Source organism: Streptomyces sp. TE5632, from assembly GCF_054061295.1.
Genome location: NZ_JBSSEA010000003.1, coordinates 1,965,793 through 1,985,769 on the forward strand (window position 1 = coordinate 1,965,793; position 19,977 = coordinate 1,985,769).

23 protein-coding genes and 1 tRNA gene are annotated in these 19,977 nt (G+C 71.4%); 7 read left to right on the top strand and 17 right to left on the bottom strand.

The genetic code is table 11. The features are described 5' to 3' along the window. Positions 1-35 precede the first annotated feature (35 nt). Positions 36-635, bottom strand: coding sequence for a TetR/AcrR family transcriptional regulator (locus tag ACVW19_RS13915; protein ID WP_457459709.1), 600 nt, complete (start codon positions 633-635; stop codon positions 36-38). Positions 636-817: 182 nt separating this feature from the next. Here ACVW19_RS13915 and ACVW19_RS13920 point away from each other — a divergent pair, with 182 nt between their 5' ends. Then, positions 818-4,177, top strand: coding sequence for a S41 family peptidase (locus tag ACVW19_RS13920; protein WP_457459711.1), 3,360 nt, complete (start codon positions 818-820; stop codon positions 4,175-4,177). Positions 4,178-4,309: 132 nt separating this feature from the next. Here ACVW19_RS13920 and ACVW19_RS13925 read toward each other — a convergent pair whose 3' ends face one another. The 3 genes from ACVW19_RS13925 to ACVW19_RS13935 all read right to left on the bottom strand — a co-directional run bounded on the left by ACVW19_RS13925 (position 4,310) and on the right by ACVW19_RS13935 (position 6,970). After that, positions 4,310-4,489 (bottom strand): hypothetical protein, encoded by a 180-nt coding sequence (locus ACVW19_RS13925; RefSeq protein WP_457459713.1) that lies wholly within the window; start codon positions 4,487-4,489, stop codon positions 4,310-4,312. An 82-nt stretch (positions 4,490-4,571) separates the two neighbouring features. Continuing rightward, positions 4,572-5,456: an SDR family oxidoreductase gene (locus tag ACVW19_RS13930; protein ID WP_457459714.1), complete on the bottom strand. Its 885-nt coding sequence runs from the start codon at positions 5,454-5,456 to the stop codon at positions 4,572-4,574. Next, positions 5,453-6,970, bottom strand: coding sequence for a flavin-containing monooxygenase (locus ACVW19_RS13935; RefSeq protein ID WP_457459715.1), 1,518 nt, complete (start codon positions 6,968-6,970; stop codon positions 5,453-5,455). Before ACVW19_RS13935 ends, ACVW19_RS13930 begins: the two co-directional genes overlap by 4 nt. A 184-nt stretch (positions 6,971-7,154) precedes the next feature. On the opposite strand from ACVW19_RS13935, the gene ACVW19_RS13940 reads away from it, so the two are divergent. Then, positions 7,155-7,775, top strand: a complete 621-nt coding sequence (locus ACVW19_RS13940; protein WP_457464600.1) for a MerR family transcriptional regulator — start codon at positions 7,155-7,157, stop codon at positions 7,773-7,775. Positions 7,776-7,781: 6 nt separating this feature from the next. Here ACVW19_RS13940 and ACVW19_RS13945 read toward each other — a convergent pair whose 3' ends face one another. After that, the gene (locus ACVW19_RS13945) at positions 7,782-8,585 is read right to left on the bottom strand and encodes an exodeoxyribonuclease III (protein ID WP_457459716.1); all 804 of its coding nucleotides are present in this window, start codon (positions 8,583-8,585) and stop codon (positions 7,782-7,784) included. A gap of 90 nt (positions 8,586-8,675) precedes the next feature. On the opposite strand from ACVW19_RS13945, the gene ACVW19_RS13950 reads away from it, so the two are divergent. Then, positions 8,676-9,152: a GNAT family N-acetyltransferase gene (locus tag ACVW19_RS13950; protein ID WP_457459717.1), complete on the top strand. Its 477-nt coding sequence runs from the start codon at positions 8,676-8,678 to the stop codon at positions 9,150-9,152. Between the two features lie 46 nt (positions 9,153-9,198). Here ACVW19_RS13950 and ACVW19_RS13955 read toward each other — a convergent pair whose 3' ends face one another. The 4 genes from ACVW19_RS13955 to ACVW19_RS13970 form a co-directional block, all read right to left on the bottom strand. After that, complete coding sequence (locus ACVW19_RS13955; RefSeq protein WP_457459718.1) at positions 9,199-9,525, bottom strand: hypothetical protein; 327 nt, start codon at positions 9,523-9,525, stop codon at positions 9,199-9,201. Beyond that, positions 9,522-9,869, bottom strand: coding sequence for a DUF6247 family protein (locus ACVW19_RS13960; protein ID WP_457459719.1), 348 nt, complete (start codon positions 9,867-9,869; stop codon positions 9,522-9,524). The genes ACVW19_RS13955 and ACVW19_RS13960 overlap by 4 nt, the downstream gene beginning before the upstream one ends. 125 nt (positions 9,870-9,994) lie before the next feature. After that, entirely contained in the window at positions 9,995-10,357 is a 363-nt protein-coding gene (locus tag ACVW19_RS13965; RefSeq protein WP_457459720.1) for a hypothetical protein, read from the bottom strand. Then, positions 10,354-10,524, bottom strand: coding sequence for a hypothetical protein (locus tag ACVW19_RS13970; protein WP_457459721.1), 171 nt, complete (start codon positions 10,522-10,524; stop codon positions 10,354-10,356). Before ACVW19_RS13970 ends, ACVW19_RS13965 begins: the two co-directional genes overlap by 4 nt. Before the next feature lie 336 nt (positions 10,525-10,860). On the opposite strand from ACVW19_RS13970, the gene ACVW19_RS13975 reads away from it, so the two are divergent. Beyond that, entirely contained in the window at positions 10,861-11,157 is a 297-nt protein-coding gene (locus ACVW19_RS13975; RefSeq protein ID WP_457459722.1) for a GntR family transcriptional regulator, read from the top strand. Between the two features lie 235 nt (positions 11,158-11,392). Here ACVW19_RS13975 and ACVW19_RS13980 read toward each other — a convergent pair whose 3' ends face one another. Beyond that, positions 11,393-12,352 (bottom strand): D-2-hydroxyacid dehydrogenase family protein, encoded by a 960-nt coding sequence (locus ACVW19_RS13980; protein WP_457459723.1) that lies wholly within the window; start codon positions 12,350-12,352, stop codon positions 11,393-11,395. A gap of 150 nt (positions 12,353-12,502) precedes the next feature. Here ACVW19_RS13980 and ACVW19_RS13985 point away from each other — a divergent pair, with 150 nt between their 5' ends. Both ACVW19_RS13985 and ACVW19_RS13990 read left to right on the top strand, forming a co-directional pair. Beyond that, entirely contained in the window at positions 12,503-12,847 is a 345-nt protein-coding gene (locus tag ACVW19_RS13985) for a hypothetical protein (protein WP_457459724.1), read from the top strand. A 165-nt stretch (positions 12,848-13,012) separates the two neighbouring features. Continuing rightward, positions 13,013-13,360: a DUF1330 domain-containing protein gene (locus ACVW19_RS13990; RefSeq protein WP_457459725.1), complete on the top strand. Its 348-nt coding sequence runs from the start codon at positions 13,013-13,015 to the stop codon at positions 13,358-13,360. Between the two features lie 166 nt (positions 13,361-13,526). Here ACVW19_RS13990 and ACVW19_RS13995 read toward each other — a convergent pair. From ACVW19_RS13995 to galU, 7 genes are all read right to left on the bottom strand, one after another. After that, positions 13,527-13,600 (bottom strand) — tRNA-Ala (locus tag ACVW19_RS13995). A gap of 84 nt (positions 13,601-13,684) precedes the next feature. Further along, the gene (sepX, locus tag ACVW19_RS14000) at positions 13,685-15,001 is read right to left on the bottom strand and encodes a divisome protein SepX/GlpR (RefSeq protein ID WP_457459726.1); all 1,317 of its coding nucleotides are present in this window, start codon (positions 14,999-15,001) and stop codon (positions 13,685-13,687) included. A gap of 173 nt (positions 15,002-15,174) precedes the next feature. Then, positions 15,175-15,873 carry a GNAT family N-acetyltransferase gene (locus ACVW19_RS14005; protein ID WP_457459727.1) on the bottom strand — a complete coding sequence of 233 codons (699 nt, stop codon included), beginning with the start codon at positions 15,871-15,873 and terminating at the stop codon, positions 15,175-15,177. 17 nt (positions 15,874-15,890) lie between these two features. Next, complete coding sequence (locus ACVW19_RS14010) at positions 15,891-16,397, bottom strand: MogA/MoaB family molybdenum cofactor biosynthesis protein (RefSeq protein WP_457459728.1); 507 nt, start codon at positions 16,395-16,397, stop codon at positions 15,891-15,893. Then, positions 16,394-16,906, bottom strand: a complete 513-nt coding sequence (gene moaC, locus ACVW19_RS14015) for a cyclic pyranopterin monophosphate synthase MoaC (protein WP_457459729.1) — start codon at positions 16,904-16,906, stop codon at positions 16,394-16,396. Before moaC ends, ACVW19_RS14010 begins: the two co-directional genes overlap by 4 nt. Before the next feature lie 86 nt (positions 16,907-16,992). After that, positions 16,993-18,315, bottom strand: a complete 1,323-nt coding sequence (gene glp / locus ACVW19_RS14020) for a molybdotransferase-like divisome protein Glp (RefSeq protein ID WP_457459730.1) — start codon at positions 18,313-18,315, stop codon at positions 16,993-16,995. Continuing rightward, positions 18,312-19,223, bottom strand: a complete 912-nt coding sequence (gene galU, locus ACVW19_RS14025) for a UTP--glucose-1-phosphate uridylyltransferase GalU (protein ID WP_457459731.1) — start codon at positions 19,221-19,223, stop codon at positions 18,312-18,314. Before galU ends, glp begins: the two co-directional genes overlap by 4 nt. A gap of 92 nt (positions 19,224-19,315) precedes the next feature. Between galU and ACVW19_RS14030 the strand changes: the two genes are divergently transcribed. Further along, entirely contained in the window at positions 19,316-19,930 is a 615-nt protein-coding gene (locus ACVW19_RS14030; protein ID WP_457459732.1) for a 5-formyltetrahydrofolate cyclo-ligase, read from the top strand. The last annotated feature ends 47 nt before the right edge of the window (positions 19,931-19,977 follow it).

Here is a 19,977-nt window from a genome sequence, read left to right on the forward strand (position 1 = left end):
GGGTGGTGATGGGGGGGGAGAGCCGACCGGGGCGGTCAGCAGGGGGGCACGCCGAGGGCGGGGAGGACCACGGCGTCGATGTACGAGGTGAGGAAGTCCCGCGTGGGCGGCCGGTCGTCGATCAGCGTCCGTGTGGCGAACGCCCCGACGAGCATGTGCACCATGTAGGCCAGCGCCGGGTTGTCCGGGCGGACCTCGCCGCGCTCGACCGCGCGCCGGACGATCCCCTGGAACTCGTCGACCTCGGGTTCCACGAACAGGTCTCTGAAGGCGCGCCGCAGGTCGTCGTTGGTGTGGACCGCCATGGCGAGCGCCCGCATCAGGGCGGCGTTCTGCTCCATGACGCAGTCGTCCTCGCGGCCGATGAGACCGTGCAGGTCGCCCCGCAGGGAACCGGTGTCGATGTCACCGATGCTGCCCGGCTTCTGGTGCCGCATGGCTCTCACCACCAGCTCGGCCTTGCCGCCCCACTGGCGGTAGAGGGTGGCCTTGCTGGACCGGGTGCGGGCGGCCACGGCGTCCATGGTGAGGGCGTCGTATCCGACCTCGCGAAGCAGGTCGAGCACGGCCGCGTATATCTCGGCCACGCGCTCCGGGGTGATCCGGCTGCGCCGCGCCGTCGCGGCCTCGGTCATCCCGCTCACCTCTTCTCACTCCGGATCTCACCGCGCCGAACGACACGGTTTCGTACACGACGAATGTACCGCAGCCCTTAGGGGAACGAAACCGTTTCGTACGTGCGCTGGGTCACGTCGGGAGAGCCGCCGCCGCTCCGCACGAGTTGCTGCGGTCCGTCACCGGGAAAAGCATGGGAAGAGTGAGTTATCTGCGCCTGCCGCACCTCAACGGCGACCTGCTGTGCTTCGTGGCCGAGGACGACCTCTGGCTCGCCCCGCTCGACGCCCCGGGCCGGGCCTGGCGGCTCACCGTCGACCGCACCAAGCTCGGCCACCCCCGCTTCTCCCCCGACGGCCGCCACATCGCGTACACGAGCTGGCGCAGCCTCGACCCCGAGGTCCATCTGGTGCCGGTGGACGGCGGACCGGGCCACCGACTGACCTACTGGGGCAGCCCCGACACCCGGGTCTGCGGCTGGACGCCCCCGAACCCTGACGGCGACGAGAGTCCCGAGATCCTCGCCGTCGCCTCGCACGGCCAGCCGTTCTCGTACTTCACCTGGTCCTACAAGCTCTCCGCCGACGGCGGTCCGGGCCGCAAACTGCCCTGGGGGCCGGTGAGCGACATCCAGGTCGCCGAGATCGACGGGGAACGCAGAACCCTGCTGCTCACCGGCACCCCGCCGCACGAGCCGGCCGGCTGGAAGCGGTACCGGGGCGGGGCGACGGGCAGGCTGTGGCTGCACGGACAGCGCCTGCTCGACGGGCATGACGGGCTCGACGGGTTCGCCAAGGTCGACGGGCATCTGCACTCCCCGATGTTCGTCGGCGGCCGGGTCGCCTTCCTCTCCGACCACGAGGGCGTCGGCAACCTGTACTCCTGCGCGTACGACGGCTCCGATCTGCGCCGCCACACCGACCACGACGCGTTCTACGCCCGGCACGCGTCCAGCGACGGCACCCGGGTCGTCTACCAGTGCGCCGGCGACCTGTGGATCGTCGACGACCTGTCCCCGGACTCCGTGCCGCACCGGCTGGACATCACGCTGAGCGGGCCGCGCGCCGGGCGGCGCCGTTACCAGGTGCCCGCCGCGCACCACCTGGACGGCGTCTCGGTCGACGAGACGGGCCGGGCCAGCGCCGTCGTCGTACGCGGCAGCCTGTACTGGCTCACCCACCGCGACGGCCCCGCGCGCACCCTCGCCGACACCCCCGGCGTGCGGGTGCGGCTGCCGGAGATGCTCGGCGCGAGCGGGCGGGTGGCGTATGTGACGGACGCCGAGGGCGAGGACGCGATCGAGATCGTCTCCCTGCCCCGGGCGAGCGGCCGCCGCCCCACCCGACGGCTGGCCTCGGGGAGGCTGGGACGGGTGCTGGAGATGGTGGCCGACCCGGACGGCGAACGCCTGGCCGTCGCCTCCCACGACGGCCGCCTGCTGCTCATCGACACCAGCGAGACCGACACCGGCGAAACCGGCACCGGCGAGGCCTACGACGGCCAGGGCTCCGCCCCCGCCCCCGCCCCCGAAAACCCGGTCACCGAGCTGATCCGTTCCATCAACGGGCCCGTGCGCGACCTCGCGTTCTCGCCCGACGGCGGGTGGCTCACCTGGTCGCATCCCGGTATCGGGCGGACGCTACGTCAGATCAAACTGGCCCGGATCAAGGACCGGTTCGTCATCGACGTCACCAACGGCCGCTTCGAGGACGAGAATCCGGTCTTCACCCGGGACGGCCGCTACCTCGCCTTCCTGTCCTGGCGCGGCTTCGACCCGGTCTACGACGTGCACACCGGTGACCTGTCCTTCCCGCTGGGCTGCCGCCCGTACCTGGTGCCGCTGTCCTCGGCGACCCTCTCCCCGTTCGCCCTCAGCCCCGAGGGCCGGCCGGCCGCCGGGGGCCTGGACCCGGTGGAGGCCGAGGAGGAGGACATCGGCGACAGTGGCGGCGCGGTGACCGTCGAGACCGAGGGCCTGGAGAACAGGGTCACCCCCTTCCCGGTCACCGCCTCCAAGTACTCGGCGCTGCACCCGGTCGCGGGCGGCGGGCTGGTCTGGCTGCGCTGGCCGATCTCGGGCGCACTCGGCGAGACGTTCGCGAACCCGGACGACACCAGCGGCCGGCCGACCCTCGAGCACTTCAACATCGGCAAGGCGAAGAAGTCCGAACTCGTCGATCACCTGGACCTCTTCGCGGTCAGCGGCGACGGGACGCGGCTGGTCGTGGCCGACGGGGGCGAGCCGCGCGCGGTGCCCGCGACCGAGCCGGGCGACAGCGACTCCACCGTCTGGATCGACGTCCGCCGCATCGTGCACGAGGCCGACCCGGCGGCCGAGTGGCGGCAGTCGTACGAGGAGGCCGGGCGGCTGATCCGGGCCTACTTCTGGGAACCCGGCATGTGCGGCATCGACTGGGGCGCGGCGCTCGACCAGTACCGCCCGCTGATCGAACGGGTCGCCTCCCCCGACGAGTTCGCGGACCTGTTGCGTGAACTGCTCGGCGAACTCGGCACCTCGCACGCCTACGTCAGCGCCGCCCGCCGCAACGAGGGTCCCCCGCACTACCAGCGCCGCCAGGGCTTCCTCGGCGCCAACCTCGTCCCTCGGGAGGACGGTTGGACGGTCAAACGCATTCTGCCCGGTGACTCCTCCGACTCCCGCGCGCGTTCGCCGCTGGCCGGCACCGGCATCCGTGAGGGCGCGGTCCTCACCCATGTCCACGGCCGCCCGGTGGACCCGGTCGCCGGGCCCTACCCGCTGCTCGCGGGAGCGGGCGGCACGACGGTGGAGCTGACGTTCGCCCCGGCCGAGGGCACGGGCCTGCCCCGCAGGGTCGCCGTCGTCCCGCTGATCGACGAACGCCCCCTGCGCTACCAGGACTGGGTGGCCAAACGCCGCGAGGTGGTACGGGAGTTGAGCGGCGGCCGGTGCGGCTATCTGCACATCCCCGACATGGGCGGCTCGGGCTGGGCCCAGTTCAACCGAGACCTGCGCATGGAGGTGTCCCGCCCGGCGCTGATCGTCGACGTGCGCGGCAACGCGGGCGGTCACATCAGCGAACTCGTCGTCGAGACGCTGACCCGCACCATCCTGGGCTGGGACCTCACCCGCGACGCCCAGCCGGTGTCGTACGCGGCCAACGCCCCGCGCGGGCCGGTGGTCGCCCTCGCGGACGAGGCGACGAGCTCCGACGGCGACATGATCACGGCCGCGTTCAAGCTGCTGAAGCTGGGGCCGGTGGTCGGGCAGCGCACCTGGGGCGGGGTGGTCGGCATGACCGGCCGGCACCGGCTGGGGGACGGCACGGTGATCACGGTGCCGATGAACGCGGCCTGGTTCGACGCGTACGGCTGGTCGGTGGAGAACAGGGGCGTCGCCCCCGATCTAGAGGCCCTGCGCACCCCGTTGGACTGGGCGGAGGGCCGGCACGCGGTGCTCGACGACGCGGTCCGACTGGCCCTGGAACTCCTGGAGACGGAGCCCCCGGCCACTCCCCCGACCTACAGCGACGTCCCCGACCGCTCCCGCCCGAAGCTGCCACCGAGGACGGGCAGGGTGTGAAAGGCCCGGAGACGCGAGGGACATGGAGACGTGAGAAGGGGCGCCCCCCGCGGGGGCGCCCCTTCCCGCTTCAGCGAACGGCCATCAACGGCCGTGCCGAGCAGCGGCGTTCAGCACACGACGTCAGGCGTCCTAGTCCCGGTCGTAACGCTCCTCGGAACGCTCCTCGGACTCCTGCCGCCCGCGCTGCGGGTTGTTCGGGTCCTCTTCGCGGCGACGACCGCGATTCTGGATCTGCTCCTTGGCCTGGCCGGCCTTCTGCTTGGCCTGCTGCTGCATCTGCTCGGACTTCTCCTGAAACTGGTCCTTCATGCCCATGTGAGTTCACTCCCGTTGGGGTGTGGGGGATCTTGCCCGACCAGATTCACACGGGCGGTCACCCCGCGCATGTCGATCAGTCACGCACCGTAGTTCTCTGCTGTTCATCGGCGTTGCCGCCGGCCCCGACCAGGCCCGTGCGCATGCCGGTGAGGCGGTCCGCGAACCGCCGCATCTCCCGCTGCCCGACGGTCCCGATCACGCCGGGCAGGTATCCGCGCACGCCCTGCATCCCACGCAGCCACCACTGCCCGTACACATGGCTCGAGCGCCGCTCGATCCCGGCCACGATCCGGTCCACCGCGGGCCCCGGCGGATACGTCTTGTTCGCCGGCCACGGCAGCCGCTGCCTGAGTTCCCGCATCACCTCGTCCTGGTCGGCCCCGCGCACCATGTCCGTGTCGGTCCAGGAGAGATAGCCGACGCCGACCCGCACTCCCCGGTGTCCGACCTCGGCCCGCAGACAGTGCGCGTACGCCTCCACCCCGGACTTGGAGGCGCAGTACGCGGTCATCATCGGCGCCGGGGCGATCGCGGCGAGCGAGGCGATCTGGAGCAGATAGCCGCGGCTCGCGATCAGCGGGGGCAGGAACGCGCGGGCGGTGACCGCCGATCCGATCAGGTTGACCTCGACGACCCGCCGCCAGATCTGCGGATCGGAGTCGGCGAACGGACCGCCGTTGGCCACACCGGCGTTGGCGACCACGATGTCGACCCGCCCGAACCGTTCCTCGACCTCCTCCGCGACCCGGGCCATCGCCTCGTGGTCGGTGACGTCCGCGTGCCAGTGGCCGCTCTCGCCGTGCAGCCGCGCCGAGACCTGCTTGAGCGCGTCCGGCTCCAGCCCGACCAGCGCCACCTTCGCCCCGCGCGCGGAGAGCTTGCGCGCGAGCAACTCCCCCACCCCGCGGGCCGCTCCGGTGACGACGGCGACCTTTCCTTCGAGACTGCCCCTGCTCATGCGGCCACCTCGGCGTTCTCGTGGGGCGCGGCGGTCTTCTTCGCGGGCGCGCGCAGGACGGCGTACTCGGACAGGTCCACGCGCCGGGTCTCGCGCCGGAACTCACTGGTCGTGCCCGGCCAGACGGTGGTGTTGCGGCCGTCGGCGTCCAGGTACCAGCTGGTGCAGCCACCGGTGTTCCACACCGTGCGCTTCATCCGTTGCTGCACCCGGTGGTTCCAGACGCGGACAGAACTCCGGCGGGCGTCGAGAGCCACCCGGCCGCCCAGGACGTCGAGTTGGCGGAGGTAGTCGGCGAGGTAGTTCAGCTGGGACTCGATCATGAGGATCATCGACGAGTTCCCGAGGCCGGTGTTCGGGCCGATGAGCGTCATCCAGTTGGGAAACCCGGCGGCCGAGGCGCCGCGCAGGGACTCCATCCCGCCCGTCCACGTCTCGGCGAGGGTCCTGCCCTCCGCGCCGACGACCCGCTCGGCGATGGGCATGTCGGTCACGTGGAACCCGGTGCCGAACACGATCGCGTCGACCTCGGCCTCGGTCCCGTCGGCGGCGACGACGGTCGACCCGCGGACCTCGCTCAACCCACTGGCGACGACATCGACGTTGGACCGCGCGATCGCCGGATAGTACGTACTGGAGAGCAGGATCCGCTTGCATCCGATGCGGTAGTCGGGGACCAGTTTGGCGCGCAGGGCCGGGTCCTTGACGGCACGGGCCATGTTGCGCTTGGCCAACTGCTCGACGAGACCGAGCTCGCCCGGGTGCTTGGTGAACGCCTGCACCTGCAACTCCCTGACCCCCCACAGCAGTCCGCGGCGCAGCCGGGTGGTGAAGGGCAGCGTTCGGTGCAGGGCCCGTTCGGCGCCGCTGATGGCCCGGTCCAGGCGGGGCAGGACCCAGGGCGGGGTGCGCTGGAAGAGGGTGAGCCGGGAGACGAGCGGCTGGATCGACGGCACGATCTGGATCGCCGAGGCCCCCGTGCCGACCATGGCGACCCGCTTGCCGCGCAGGTCGTAGTCGTGGTCCCAGCGGGCGGAGTGGAAGACCTTGCCGGGGAAGGTGTCGAGCCCGGGGATGTCGGGGACCCTGGGGTCGGACAGCGGCCCGGTGGCGGAGACCACGACATCGGCGGTGAGGGTGCCGCTGCCGGTCTCGATCTCCCACCACAGCCGCTCCGTGTCCCACACCATCCGCTTCACCTCCGAGTCGAAGCGGAGGTGCGGGCGCAGGCCGAAGGTGTCGGTGACGTGCTCCAGGTAGGCGCGGATGTGCTCCTGCCCCGAGAAGGAGCGCGGCCAGTCGGGGTTGGGCGCGAAGGAGAACGAGTACAGATGGGACGGCACGTCGCACGCGCACCCGGGGTAGCTGTTGTCCCGCCAGGTGCCGCCGACGGTACCGGCCCGCTCCAGGACGACGAAGTCGGTGACCCCCTCGCGCCGCAGCCGCACGGCGGCCCCCAGCCCGCCGAACCCGGCCCCCACCACCGCGACCCGTACATGCTCGTGCTCGGCCATCCCGAAGCCTCCAGCCCTCGCGCACCACCGAAAACCCCGCCAGTGAACACTGGCGCAATGGGGAGAGTAGGGCAGGGCCGTACTGATGGGTAGGGGGCACGCAAGGAAAGTTACCGCTGGTACGCCCTAGGCTGCTGCCGTGGCAGAGGAGAACGCAGGACCCGGCGAGCGGCGCGAGTACCGCATGGAGGAGCTGGCCCGACGGGCCGGCATCACCGTACGCACGCTGCGGTTCTACCGCGAACGCAAACTGCTCCCGCCACCCCGCCGCGAGGGCCGCATCGCCTGGTACGACGACCATCACCTGGCCCGGCTGCGCACGATCACGGCACTCCTGGAGCGCGGCCACACCCTGAACGGCATAGCGGAACTCGCCGAGGCCTTCGACCACGGCCGCGACGTCGGCGAACTCCTCGGCATGAACACCCCCACCGAGGAGACCCCGGTCCGCCTCACCCCCGAGGAACTCGCCGACCGTTTCACCGGCGAGGCCACCCCGGAGAACCTCGCCGCCGCGATGGACCTCGGCTACCTCGGCACCGACGGCGAGGAGATCGTCCACATCAGCCGCCGCCTGCTGGACGTCTCCTCCGCCCTGGTCCGCGAGGGCATCCCGCTCGCCGAGGTGCTGCGCGCGGGCCGGGAGGTCCGCGCCCACGCCGAGGCCATGGCCGACCTCTTCGCCGAACTGATCCTCCGTCACACCCCCGAGGACGCCGTCCACCGCCTGCGCCCCCTCGCCCGCAGCGTGGTCGACGCCGAACTCTCCCTGGCGATGGACCGCCGCCTGCGCAAGCGGGACTGACGGCTGCTAACGGTCGTAGACCACGGTCACCGGAGCATGGTCCGACCACCGCTCGGTGTGAGCGGCGGCCCGCTCGACGTACGCCTTGACCGCTCGCTCAGCAAGCCCAGGGGTCGCGACGTGGTAGTCGATCCGCCAGCCCGTGTCATTGTCGAAGGCCCGCCCCCGGTACGACCACCACGAGTACGGCCCGTCGACATCGGGGTGCAGCGCCCGTACGACATCCACGTACCCGCCGTCGGCCGGATCGAGAACGCGGGAGAGCCACTCCCGTTCCTCCGGCAGGAAGCCGGAGTTCTTGGTGTTGCCGCGCCAGTTCTTCAGGTCGGCCTGCTGGTGCGCGATGTTCCAGTCCCCGCACACCACGACCTCCCGGCCGTCGGCGGCGGCCCGCTCCCGCAGACCCTTCAGATAGGCGAGGAACTCCCCCATGAAGCGGATCTTCTCGTCCTGCCGCTCGGTGCCGACCTCGCCGGAGGGCAGGTAGAGCGAGGCGACGGTGACGCCGGGCAGGTCCACCTCCACGTACCGCCCGCTGCCGTCGAACTCGGCCGACCCGAAGCCGACCTGGACGCGATCGGGCGCGCGCCGCGCGTACAGCGAGACCCCCGCGCGCCCCTTCGCCGCCGCGGGTGCGTGCACCACATGCCACCCCTCGGGCTCCCGGACGTGCTCGGGCAGCTGCTGCGGCTCCGCGCGCACCTCCTGCAGACACACCACATCGGCGGAGGTCTGCTCCAGCCACTCCACGAAGCCCTTCTTCGCGGCGGCACGCAGTCCGTTGACGTTGACGGAGGTCACAGTGAACATCAGGGCACGATACCGGCACACTGGACGGGTCCCGCTCCGGGCCCGGAAAACGGACCCTCACCCCACCCGGATTGATATACCTTACTGCGCATGAATATCCGCCGCGTCTCCTACGACCACCCCGACGCCGTCAAGCTGAACGACGAGGTCCAGGCCGAGTACCACGTCCGCTACGGCGACGGCGGCGACGCCACCCCCATGGACCCCGCGGACTTCCGCCCGCCGAACGGCGTCTACCTGCTCGCCTACGACGAGAACGACACCCCCGTCGCCTCCGGCGGCTGGCGCGTCCAGAACACCAACGGCGAGGGCAACCGCGACGGGGACGCCGAGCTGAAGCGGATGTACGTGACCGAGGGGATGCGCGGCCGGGGCCTGGCCCGCCGCATTCTGGCCGCCCTGGAGGACGACGCCCGCGCGGCCGGCCGCCTCCGCATGGTCCTGGAGACCGGCACCCAGCAGCCGGAGGCCGTCGCCCTCTACACCTCCAGCGGCTACGAGCCCTGCGAGAAGTTCGGCTACTACCGCTTCCACGAAAGCAGCCTCTGCTACGCGAAGCCGCTGTAGCAGATCGACTACGGCCCCAGAACGACTGACCCCAGATCATCACCGATCATTGCCAGAAAACCTCTTCCACGATGATCTGCGGGTCTTCGGTGCGCCGGACAAAGGTGTAGTGCAGCCAGCCGTGTCCGTGGTCGAAGAGGAAGACACGACTGCCCTTGGGAAGGTCGGACCGCACAGGCTGGACCTTCATACCTTCGGGAAGGTCCACATCTGTGTCGACACCCCGGAAATAGGGGTCCTTCGCCGTAACCAGTTCGGCGCGCACGGCATCGATCGTCTTTCGCACATGCTCCGGCAGCGCATCGCGGACAGCCTGAGCCTTGAGTGTCCAGTCCATCTGCCAGGGCGGGCCCATGAACCCGTCGCCGGTCACTGACCGGGCTCCAGCCGCTGCACCTCGTGCCGGATGTGGGAGGCCTCCTCCATGAGCGCCTTGGCTTCGGCGATGTCGGTGGATTCTGCCGCGCGGTGGTGGAGATTCGCCATGTGAGCGTCGAGTTTCGGATCTCGGGCGATCGCGAACTCACCCCACCAGCGGGCCATGAAGGCTGGCACGGTACTGATGTCGTAGGCGTCCGCCACGGCCCACTTCCAGTGCTCGTCAAAGTTGGGAAGGAGCTGCGGGGCGTGCTGGGCGATGGCAGCACGCAGCGCCTTCGGGTTCCGCTCGGGCATGGGCGGAACGACCGGCGTGGGTTCTGCGGCGTGTGCGGTCATGACCGGATGTACTCCTTCGTGCTCCTTCGGCGCACCGTGACTCAGACGATAGCCCGCCTCGATGACGTGGGTGAGCCGTTCATTGCCGGGGTTCTGGCGCCGGGCCGGGTACGCGGCGCGAGGGATCACGCCGGTGCTCCCGGGGCGTGGGCATCGGTTCCGTGGCTGTCACCTGCGCCACAGGGCTCGTCGGTGTCGTCCGGCGAAGGCAGGCGTCGGCCGCGGGATTCCGCGACGCGCAGTGCGTCGGCGAGGCACTCGGTCAGCCGGAGCGCGGTGTAGCGGACCTCGACGTTCGGGGTCAGGGGGTCGTCCAAGACCCGGCGGGCGGCGCGGAGGACATCCAGCCCGTCCGCGAGTTGCCGGGTCTCCGTCGCGTCGGCGAACCGGGACACGATCCCGCCCTCCTCGCCGGGGACGAGGAAGCAGGGCTCGCCTTCCGGCGACAGCCAGGGCAGCAGCCGGAGCGCGGTGAACGAGTTCGTCATGCGGCCGCCCTCCGGGCGCCGCTGGTGTGCTGGTCGAGGCCGGCACCGAAGCCGGCGGCGAGCACGAGGACCCGGCGACGGTGCCGCCGACGCGCCTGCCCCTGCTCATGAGCGATGAGGTAGGGCCGGACGAGACGGGAGTCGGTGCCGTCGAGGGGGAGGTGCAAGGCAGTACGGGGAGCGGTGAAGGGGAAGGCGACCGGGGTCGACGGTAGGGGGAACGGAGTACGCGGGTCCGGCGGGGCACCGGTCCCCCGCGCGATGGGCTCCGGTGCCGGGCCCGAAGAGAAGGCCCAACCAACGGGCAACCCGGCGGATAAGGTCATGCATGTCGACGCTCCTTTTCAGCGTTGGCCATGCCCCGGGAGGTCTAGCCACCTCGCCGGGGTCTTCAGTTTGTTCTGCGGTACCCGCTTTGCATCAGGATGCGTTAGGTAGCAATAGGAACCATACGGTTGCATCCGTACGTGGTGGGTCACTTCTCGGCGCTTTAGCGTTCACGCATGCCTGATGAGCGTGACTGGAAACCCGATCCGGCAAGCCACGTCTATGTGTATCTGCAGGTCGTACACCACATCGCCGATCAGATTCGGACGGGACGACTTCCCGCGGGGGCACGCCTCCCGGCCGAACGGGACCTCGCAGAGCAGTACGGCGTAGCCGTCAACACGATTCGTCGTGCCGTCCGCGACCTCCGCGATCAAGGCCTGGTCATCACTGTCCCCATCAAGGGAACCTTCGTACGTCCCGACCCGTCCCCCAGCAGTTCACCGGCAAACGAGCCCGGGCCCACCGACTGACGGTCCGCCTGCCACCCCTGCTCAGCCGACTCCGTGCTGCACTGCCGGGCACCGTGTGACGACGCTGGGCGCGCAGGCAGCGACCGGAAACTCACGAACCCGGAACCGAGAGGCCGGGGGCGGGTGCCTTGCTGAAAACCGTGAGCAGTTGGCGAGGAAGTGTTCCTTTTTCGCTCAAACGAGCGACATATGGACAGTGACGGCCGAAGTGCTCACGGATTTACCACCGCATGGCTCAGCCGAGGCGTCGTACGGGCTCGCCGGCCAGGAACGCCTCGATGTCCTCGACGGCCTGGCCGTAATAGGTGCGGTAGTTGTGCTGCGAGACATAGCCGAGGTGGGGGGTGGCCAGGAGCCGGGGCGCGGTGCGCAGTGGGTGGTCGGCGGGCAGGGGCTCGACGTCGAACACGTCCACGCCGGCTCCGGCGATCCGTCCCTCCCGCAGCGCGGCGAGCAGGGCGTCCTGCTCGACGAGGGCCGCCCGCGAGGTGTTCACCAGGTAGGCGGTCGGCTTGAGCAGGGCCAGTTCGGGCGCGCCGAGCAGCCCGCGGGTCCGGTCGCTCAGGACGAGGTGGAGCGAGACGAAGTCGCTGGTGGCGAGGAGTTCCTCCTTGGAGCCGGCCAGTTGGACGCCGACCTCGTCCGTGCGTTCCTCGGTGAGGTTCTGGCTCCACGCGACCACCTCCATACCGAAGGCGAGGCCCACCTGGGCCACCCGGCTGCCGATCTTCCCCAGACCGAGCAGGCCGAGACGGCGGCCGTGCAGGTCGGCGCCGACCGTGGACTGCCAGGGGCCGTTCGCGCGCAGCGCGTCGTTCTCGGTGACGATGCCGCGGGCGAGGCCGAGCAGCAGCGCCCACGTCAGCTCGACCGGCGGGGTCGACGTGCTTTCCGTACCGCACACGGTCACCCCGTTGCGCTCGGCGGCCGCGTAGTCGATCACCGAGTTGCGCATGCCGGAGGCGATGAGCAGCTTGAGCCGGGGAAGCCGGTCGAGCAGGGAGGCGGGGAAGGGCACCCGCTCCCGAAGGGTCACCACGATGTCGAAGTCCTTGAGCGCGAGGGCCAGTTCGCTCTCGGTGGCGATGTGCTCGGTGAAGCTGACGACCTCCACACGTTCCTGGACGGGGCCCCAGTCGGCCACGGTGGTGGCGACGCCCTGGAAGTCGTCGAGCACGGCACAGCGAAGCCGCATGTCAGTCCTTTCCGTGGACCCCACGGTGGCGAGCGTCGGCGGCGGCCCGACGAAGGCCGAGCCGGTCGGGGAATGTACGTCCTGGGGACGTGCTCAGCCGTGCCCCGGGGGCTGCGGCAGCGGCAGGATACCCATTGCGGCGGACCGGATGTGTGTGAAGGCTCGTCCCCGGCGTACACCGATGTACAGGCCGCGCGGCAGGTCGCCACGGTCCTCCCCGACGCCGACCGGCACGGGGCCGGGCACGGACCGGTGCTCGGCCCCGTCGGTGCGCTGGTCGACGACGGCTGTGCCGCTCGCGTCCGCGTCGTGGAAGGCACCGGTTCCGGTGTCGGTGACCCGCGCGACCAGGTCCCCATGTACGCGACCCGCTTCGCGGAGCCGTCGGGACGGATGCCCGGCACGCGCTGCACCACTTCGTCGACGACGGGCTCGCCGTGGACGGGGAAGTCGCAGCCGCCGGGCAGCAGGTGCCCGACGGCTGAACTTGCCTGATGCGCCCTCGGTCCGGACGGGACGTAACCGGATCCGGGCAGCCGGGGCACGTGCGCCACCGGTCCGCGCTGCGGGCGAAGTTCGCTTACCTGTCAGGTCGTCGGCCCCGGTGGCTCTGCGTGCCATGATCCCGGTGTACGAAGTTCGACCGACCGGAAGGACACCATGCCCGCCTACGTCATAGCCCACCTGCAGGAGGCCGCTCCGCACCCGGAGATCGTCGAGTACATCGAGCGCATCCCCGCCACCTTCGAGCCGTACGGCGGACGCTTCCTCGTGCACGCCACGCAGCACGAGGTGAAGGAGGGCCGCTGGCCCGGTCACGTCGTGATGATCGGCTTCCCCGGGATCGCCGAGGCGCGGGCCTGGTGGGAGTCACCCGCATACCGGGAGATCGCACCGCTGCGCTCGCGGCACATCGAGGGCGACATCATCCTGGTCGAAGGCGTGCCCGAGGGCTACGAACCGACCGGCGTCGCACAGGCGATGCGGGAAGCCCTTCCCGCCGATTAGCCCCGCAAGCTTCCGACAGGGTCGGATCGTCCACTCGGACAAGCCGTGCGCCCCTCTTTCGGGTGATGGCGCGGGCAGCATGACGCCCGCCGCAGGACCAGGAGGGGTGCTCGCGTCGACACGAAGAAGCCCCCGCCGGTTTCCCGGCGGGGGCTTTCAGCTGCGGTGGACCTGTGGGGATTTGAACCCCAGACCCCCTCGATGCGAACGAGGTGCGCTACCAGACTGCGCCACAGGCCCTTGCAACGAGAGAAACCTTAGCACCCCGATCGGGGTGCTCGGAAATCCGTTGCCGGTGGGGGGTCGGCCGCGGGTTTTCCAAGGTCATTCGTTGACGGCCCGGGGGCGGTCACCGTCCTCGTACTGGTCGAACAGCGGGGTGCGGCCGCGCTCGCGGGCGCGGCGGGCGGAGGCCGCGCGGAGGGCGTCATTGCGCCCGTCGGCGTCGGCCTGCTCCTCCGTGCCGGCCCGGTCCCCTTCCGGAGCCGTGCCGTCGGCGGAGCCGGCCGTCTCCTCCGGGCTCGGGGCCACGGCGCTCGAACGCGCCGAGCTCCAGGTGTCCGCGGCGCCGAGGTCCACGTCGCTGGTGGCGCGCGGGGCGACCGGGGCGGTCACGTACGTGGGCAGCGGCACCGGGACCGGGTCCCAGCTGTCGCCGCCCTGGCCGGGCCGCCGCCGGCGCTCCCGCTGCTGGTCGACCCACTCGGCGTGGTCGGTCTGCTCGACGAGCGCGCGCCGGTCGGCGGCGAGCGCCAGGAGGCCGGGGTCGGTCTCCGGACCCGGCTCGAGGCCGGGGTCGACGCCCGGCTCGTGCCCCTCCGGTTCGTCGGGGTCCACCTCGTCGACGGACGGGCGGCGGCGCGGCTGACGCTCCCGCAACCGCTGTGCCGCGGCCTCGGCCTGACGGCGGTCCATCTGGTACGCGAAACGGCGGCGTTCCTGGGAGCGCAGGTAGGCGATGTAGACGCTCAGCAGCACCGCGGGCACTCCGGGCGCCCACAGGAAGGCGAGCCCACGGACCGCGGCGACGATCGCGCCGAGCGTGAAGGCAAGGAAGAGCATCGTGGTGGTGCGCCGACGCCGGGCGAGCACCTTCGAGCGCCGGGCGCGCGCCGCGGCGGCCTGCGCGGACGGAGACGGCTGGGACGGCTGGGACGCCGGGGAGGACGCGACGGACTGCGACGGCGGGGCCTGCTGGGCCGGGAGCGCGGGCTGCGCCCTTCGCGGGGGTGCTCCGCGCCGGGCGGACGGGACGCGCTCGCGCGGGGGGCGTCCGGTCGGCTCGTCGGGGGCCGGTTCGGATACCGCCCGTTCCGGCCGCTGCGCGGGGTGTGGCCGTACGGGCGCCTGCACCTGCTGCGGACGGGTCTGGGACACGGCGAAGGCCCGGACGTCCACCGAATCGGTGACCGCGTCCGGGTCGTGGACGTCCTGCTCCCCCTCGTCGGCGGAGCGCGCCCGCAGGTCCTTGGCGTACCGGCGCTCCATTCCCGCCCGTCCGGACAACAATCGGATGGCGGTGCTGAAGCGTTCCGTCGGACGGGCCTCGTTCAGCTCGTCCTGCCTACGGAGCCACATCGGCACCAAGTAGGCGGCCCAGGCCCCGACAATGACTGCGTAGATGAGGCCGCTGCTGCTCACGCCTCACACGGTAGAGGGGTTTAGGTGAGGCCATCCGCCAATTGAGCCGGTGTGTCGCCCGATCCGGCTGATATTTCGAACTTTTTTTGCGAACGGTGCGATCAGCTGACCACTTAAGCCGGGAATTTTCCCACCTTCAGACGGTCATCACGCGATCAAATTCGAACATTTATTCAATTACTTGGGCGGTGCGGGATTCCGGGATTACGCCGCTCGCCACCGGATCGCTCGTCGCCGGCTCGCTCCTCACCGGGCTGCCCGTTCCCGCCCGGCCGCTCGTTCCGGGAGCGTGCCCGTTGCCAGCGCCCGAGCAAACCCTCGGGCACTTCCTCCGCCGTGAGCGCGAAGACGAGATGGTCGCGCCAGTCGCCGTCGATGTGCAGATACCGCGGGCGCAGCCCCTCCTCGCGGAATCCGAGTTTCTCCACGACCCGGCGGCTGGGCCCGTTCTCGGGGCGAATGCACACCTCGACGCGGTGCAGCCCGACGGTACGGAAACAGTGGTCCACGGCCATCGCCACGGCCGTCGGCATCACCCCGCGGCCGGCCACCGCCTCGTCGACCCAGTAGCCGACGTGCCCCGAGCACATCGAGCCCCAGGTGATCCCGGCGACCGTCAACTGGCCGACCAGGCGCTCCTGGTACTCGATGACGAACGGCAGCATCCGCCCCGCGTGCGCCTCCGCCCTCAGGTGACGGACCATCTGGCGGTAGGTCGGCCGGTGCACGATCGGACCGGACGGGGTGGGCGGCGGGATCGTCGCCTCCCAGGGGCGCAGCCAGTCGCGGTTGCGCCGGTTGACCTCGCGCCAGGCCCGCTGGTCGCGCAGCTTTATCGGCCGGAGGACGACGTCGCCGGCCACCAGCTCCACGGGCCAGGATGAACCGTTCAGCTCGCACCCCCGCCACTGGTGCCGGTTCCGGAGTGGTCACCGCCGCGCAGCTGGTCGACCGCGTGCCTCAGCAGCGGTTCCAGGACGGCCAGGCCGTCCTTCACCCCGCCGCTGGACCCGGGCAGGTTGACGATCAGCGTCCGGCCCGCGACGCCCGCGAGGCCCCGGGAGAGGGCCGCCGTGGGCACCTTGTCCCGGCCGTACGCCCGGATGGCCTCCGCGATGCCGGGCACCTCGTGATCGAGCACCGCGCGGGTCGCCTCGGGGGTGCGGTCGGTGGGCGAGACGCCGGTGCCGCCGGTGGTCACGACGACGTCGTACCCGGCCTCGGCGCCCGCGCGCAGCGCGGCCTCCACGGGCTCGCCGTCCGGGACCACCTGCGGGCCGTCGACGGCGAAGCCGAAGCGCCGCAGGCCCTCGGCGATCAGGGGGCCGCCCGTGTCCTGGTAGACGCCGGCGGCGGCCCGGTTGGAGGCGGTGACCACCAGTGCGCGATAGCTCATGCCCTGCTCCAGTCGCCCGACTTGCCGCCCGTCTTCTCCTCCACCCGCACGTCCGTGATGACCGCCTTCTTGTCGACCGCCTTGACCATGTCGATCACGGTGAGCGCGGCGACGGAGACCGCGGTGAGCGCCTCCATCTCCACGCCCGTGCGGTCCGTCGTCCTCACCGTGGCCGTGATCTCCACGGCGTCGTCCGCGACCGACAGGTCCAGTTTCACACCGGACACCGCCAAGGGGTGACACAGCGGAATCAGGTCGGGGGTGCGTTTGGCGCCCATGATGCCCGCGATCCGCGCGGTGGCGAGGGCGTCGCCCTTGGGGACGCCCTCGCCGCGCAGCAGTTCGATCACACGGGGCGAGACCAGGACGCGGCCGGTGGCGCGGGCGGTGCGCGCGGTGACGTCCTTGCCGGACACGTCGACCATCCGGGCGGCGCCCGCCTCGTCGATGTGCGTCAGACGGCGCTGGTCGGGGTGTCCGGGGGTCTCCCCCCGGGAAGGCACGGTCATGATCGTGTGGCGCTCCCGGTCCGGGCCCGCCGCGGTGCGGCGCGCGGGCCTCCTGTGCGCGACACGGTACCGCCAACCGGTCGGGCTCAGCCGAGCAGGACCACCTCGACCTCGGTGCCGGGCGCGACGGACTCGACGTCCTCGGGGACGACGATCAGCGCGTTCGCCTGGGCGAGGGCGGCCACCAGGTGGGATCCGGCGCCGCCGACCGGGGTCACCTCGCCGTCGGCGTACCGGCCGCGCAGGAACTGGCGCCGGCCCTTCGGCGAGGTCAGCGGACCGCCCGCGGTCAGGGTCGCGCGGGCTCTCGGCCGGTGGACGTCCGTGAGGCCCATCAGGGTGCGGATGGCGGGGCGCACGAACAGCTCGAAGGAGACGTACGAGGAGACCGGGTTGCCGGGGAGGGCCAGCAGCGGAATGTGGTCGGGGCCGATGGAGCCGAAGCCCTGGGGCTTGCCGGGCTGCATGGCGAGCTTGCGGAAGTCGATGCCGCTGCCCGGCTCGTCCTCGTCGCCCACGGACGACAGCGCCTCCTTGACGACGTCGTACGCCCCGACGCTCACCCCGCCGGTGGTGACCATCAGGTCGGCGCGCACCAGCTGGTCCTCGATGGTGTCGCGGAGGGTGTCGGCGTCGTCCGCGACGGCGCCCACGCGGTAGGCGATGGCGCCGGCGTCCCGGGCGCAGGCGGTGAGGGAGAAGCTGTTGGAGTCGTAGATCTGACCGGCGCTCAGCTCCTCGTCGGGCTGGACGAGTTCGCTGCCGGTGGACATCACCACCACGCGCGGGCGCGGGTGCACGCGTACCGTGCCGCGGCCGATCGCGGCCAGCAGGGAGATCTGCAGCGGGCCGAGGACGGTCCCGGCCGTCAGGGCGCGGTCACCGGCCCGTACGTCGCTGCCCTCGGCGCGCACATGCGCGCGTGCCCGGGCCGGGCGGTGGACGAGCACCTGCCCGGTGGCGCCCTCGGGGGCCAGGCTGCGGGCCCGCATCCCGGTGACCGGGCCCTCGCCGAGCCCGCCGTCGGTCCACTCGACGGGGACGACGGCCTCGGCGCCGGGCGGGAGCGGGGCGCCGGTCATGATGCGTACCGCCTGGCCGGGTCCGACCCGGAACAGGTCGGACTGGCCGGCCGCGACGTCACCGACGACCTCGAGGGCGGCCGGGTACCGCTCGCTCGCGCCCGCGACATCCGCGACCCGTACCGCGTACCCGTCCATGGAGCTGTTGTCGAACGGCGGCAGCGACACCGGCACCGTGACGTCCTCGACCAGGACGCAGCCCTGGGCGTCGAGGAGGTGCAGCTCGATGGGTTCCAGGGGGCGGACGGTGGCGAGGATGTCGTCCAGGTGCTCGTCCACCGACCAGAGGTGGTCCGGGCCTGCGGTGCGGGGCGCGGCGGTGCTCAACGTTCCTGCATCTCCTCGGTGACGTAACGGCGGAGCCAGGTCCGGAAGTCCGGGCCCAGGTCTTCACGTTCGCACGCGAGTCGGACAATGGCACGCAGGTAGTCGCCTCGGTCGCCGGTGTCATAGCGGCGGCCCTTGAAGACCACGCCGTGCACCGGGCCGCCGATCTCCTCGTCCGCGGCCAGTTGCTGGAGGGCGTCGGTGAGCTGGATCTCGCCGCCGCGGCCCGGCTCGGTCTTGCGCAGTACGTCGAAGACGGCCGGGTCGAGGACGTAGCGGCCGATGACGGCGTAGTGGGAGGGCGCTTCGGCCGGTTCGGGCTTCTCGACCAGGCCGCTGACCCGGACCACGTCGGAGTCGGCGGTGGGCTCGACGGCGGCGGAGCCGTAGAGGTGGATCTGCTCCGGGGCGACCTCCATGAGCGCGACGACGCTGCCGCCGTGCTGCTCCTGGATCTCGATCATGCGCTGGAGCAGGCAGTCGCGCGGGTCGATCAGGTCGTCGCCGAGCAGGACGGCGAAGGCTTCGTCGCCGACGTGCGGGGCGGCGCACAGGACGGCGTGGCCGAGCCCTTTGGGGTCGCCCTGGCGGACGTAGTGCATGGTCGCGAGGTCGCTGGATTCCTGGACCTTGGCGAGGCGCGCGGCGTCACCCTTCCGGTCGAGGGCCGACTCCAGTTCGTAATTTCGGTCGAAATGGTCCTCCAGGGGGCGCTTGTTGCGGCCCGTCACCATGAGGACGTCGTCGAGACCGGCGGCTGCGGCCTCTTCGACCACGTACTGGATCGCCGGCTTGTCGACGACCGGCAGCATCTCCTTGGGAGTGGCCTTGGTGGCCGGCAGGAACCGGGTGCCGAGGCCTGCTGCGGGGATGACAGCCTTGCTGATCCGAGGGTGCGACTGAATCATGTCCGCAACCATATCCGGTGCCTTTGCGGGGAATCTGCGACTCCGCATATTTAATGCTCATATGAGCACAATGAGACAGTTCAAGGACAGAGTTGAGACACGACGACCGCGCGAACGATCCTGACAAGCGGGTATTGCGACGGGAAATCCTTCTGGCGAGGAACAGGTTGACGGCGGATGACGTGCGGGAGGCCGCGACCGCGTTGGCCGACCGCGCGCTCGGGCTGCCCGAACTGACCCACGCGCGCACGGTGGCGGCGTACGTCTCCGTCGGAAGCGAGCCCGGCACGCTCGTGCTGCTCGACGCGCTGCGCGCGCGGGGTGTACGCGTGCTGCTGCCGGCCCTGCTTCCCGACAACGACCTGGACTGGGGCGCGTACACCGGCGAGGGCTCGCTCACGCGTGTGCGCCACGGCGGGCGGATGGCCCTGCTCGAGCCGGCCGGGGAGCGCCTCGGGCCGGACGCCGTGACCGGAGCGGACGCCGTGCTGCTGCCGGGCCTGGCCGTGGACGCCCGCGGGATGCGACTGGGGCGCGGCGGCGGCTCGTACGACCGGGTGCTGGCCCGGCTGGAGCGCGCGGGCGCGCACCCGGCCCTGGTGGTGCTGCTGTACGACACCGAGGTGGTCGAGCGGGTTCCCGAGGAGCCCCATGACCGGCCGGTGCACGCGGTGGCGACCCCGTCGGGGGTGCGGCGGTTCGGCTGAGCGACGACACCGTTTCGGCGGTCCGGCAGCCCCGGCAGTCCCGGCAT

Coding starts and splice junctions, on each gene's coding strand:
- ACVW19_RS13915 (WP_457459709.1), bottom strand. CDS start 635: ATGACCGAGGCCGCGACGGCGCGGCGCAGCCGGATCACCCCGGAGCGC.
- ACVW19_RS13925 (WP_457459713.1), bottom strand. CDS start 4,489: ATGAAGGACCAGTTTCAGGAGAAGTCCGAGCAGATGCAGCAGCAGGCC.
- ACVW19_RS13930 (WP_457459714.1), bottom strand. CDS start 5,456: ATGAGCAGGGGCAGTCTCGAAGGAAAGGTCGCCGTCGTCACCGGAGCG.
- ACVW19_RS13935 (WP_457459715.1), bottom strand. CDS start 6,970: ATGGCCGAGCACGAGCATGTACGGGTCGCGGTGGTGGGGGCCGGGTTC.
- ACVW19_RS13940 (WP_457464600.1), top strand. CDS start 7,155: ATGGAGGAGCTGGCCCGACGGGCCGGCATCACCGTACGCACGCTGCGG.
- ACVW19_RS13945 (WP_457459716.1), bottom strand. CDS start 8,585: ATGTTCACTGTGACCTCCGTCAACGTCAACGGACTGCGTGCCGCCGCG.
- ACVW19_RS13950 (WP_457459717.1), top strand. CDS start 8,676: ATGAATATCCGCCGCGTCTCCTACGACCACCCCGACGCCGTCAAGCTG.
- ACVW19_RS13960 (WP_457459719.1), bottom strand. CDS start 9,869: ATGACCGCACACGCCGCAGAACCCACGCCGGTCGTTCCGCCCATGCCC.
- ACVW19_RS13965 (WP_457459720.1), bottom strand. CDS start 10,357: ATGACGAACTCGTTCACCGCGCTCCGGCTGCTGCCCTGGCTGTCGCCG.
- ACVW19_RS13975 (WP_457459722.1), top strand. CDS start 10,861: ATGCCTGATGAGCGTGACTGGAAACCCGATCCGGCAAGCCACGTCTAT.
- ACVW19_RS13980 (WP_457459723.1), bottom strand. CDS start 12,352: ATGCGGCTTCGCTGTGCCGTGCTCGACGACTTCCAGGGCGTCGCCACC.
- ACVW19_RS13990 (WP_457459725.1), top strand. CDS start 13,013: ATGCCCGCCTACGTCATAGCCCACCTGCAGGAGGCCGCTCCGCACCCG.
- ACVW19_RS14010 (WP_457459728.1), bottom strand. CDS start 16,397: ATGAGCTATCGCGCACTGGTGGTCACCGCCTCCAACCGGGCCGCCGCC.
- moaC (WP_457459729.1), bottom strand. CDS start 16,906: ATGACCGTGCCTTCCCGGGGGGAGACCCCCGGACACCCCGACCAGCGC.
- galU (WP_457459731.1), bottom strand. CDS start 19,223: ATGATTCAGTCGCACCCTCGGATCAGCAAGGCTGTCATCCCCGCAGCA.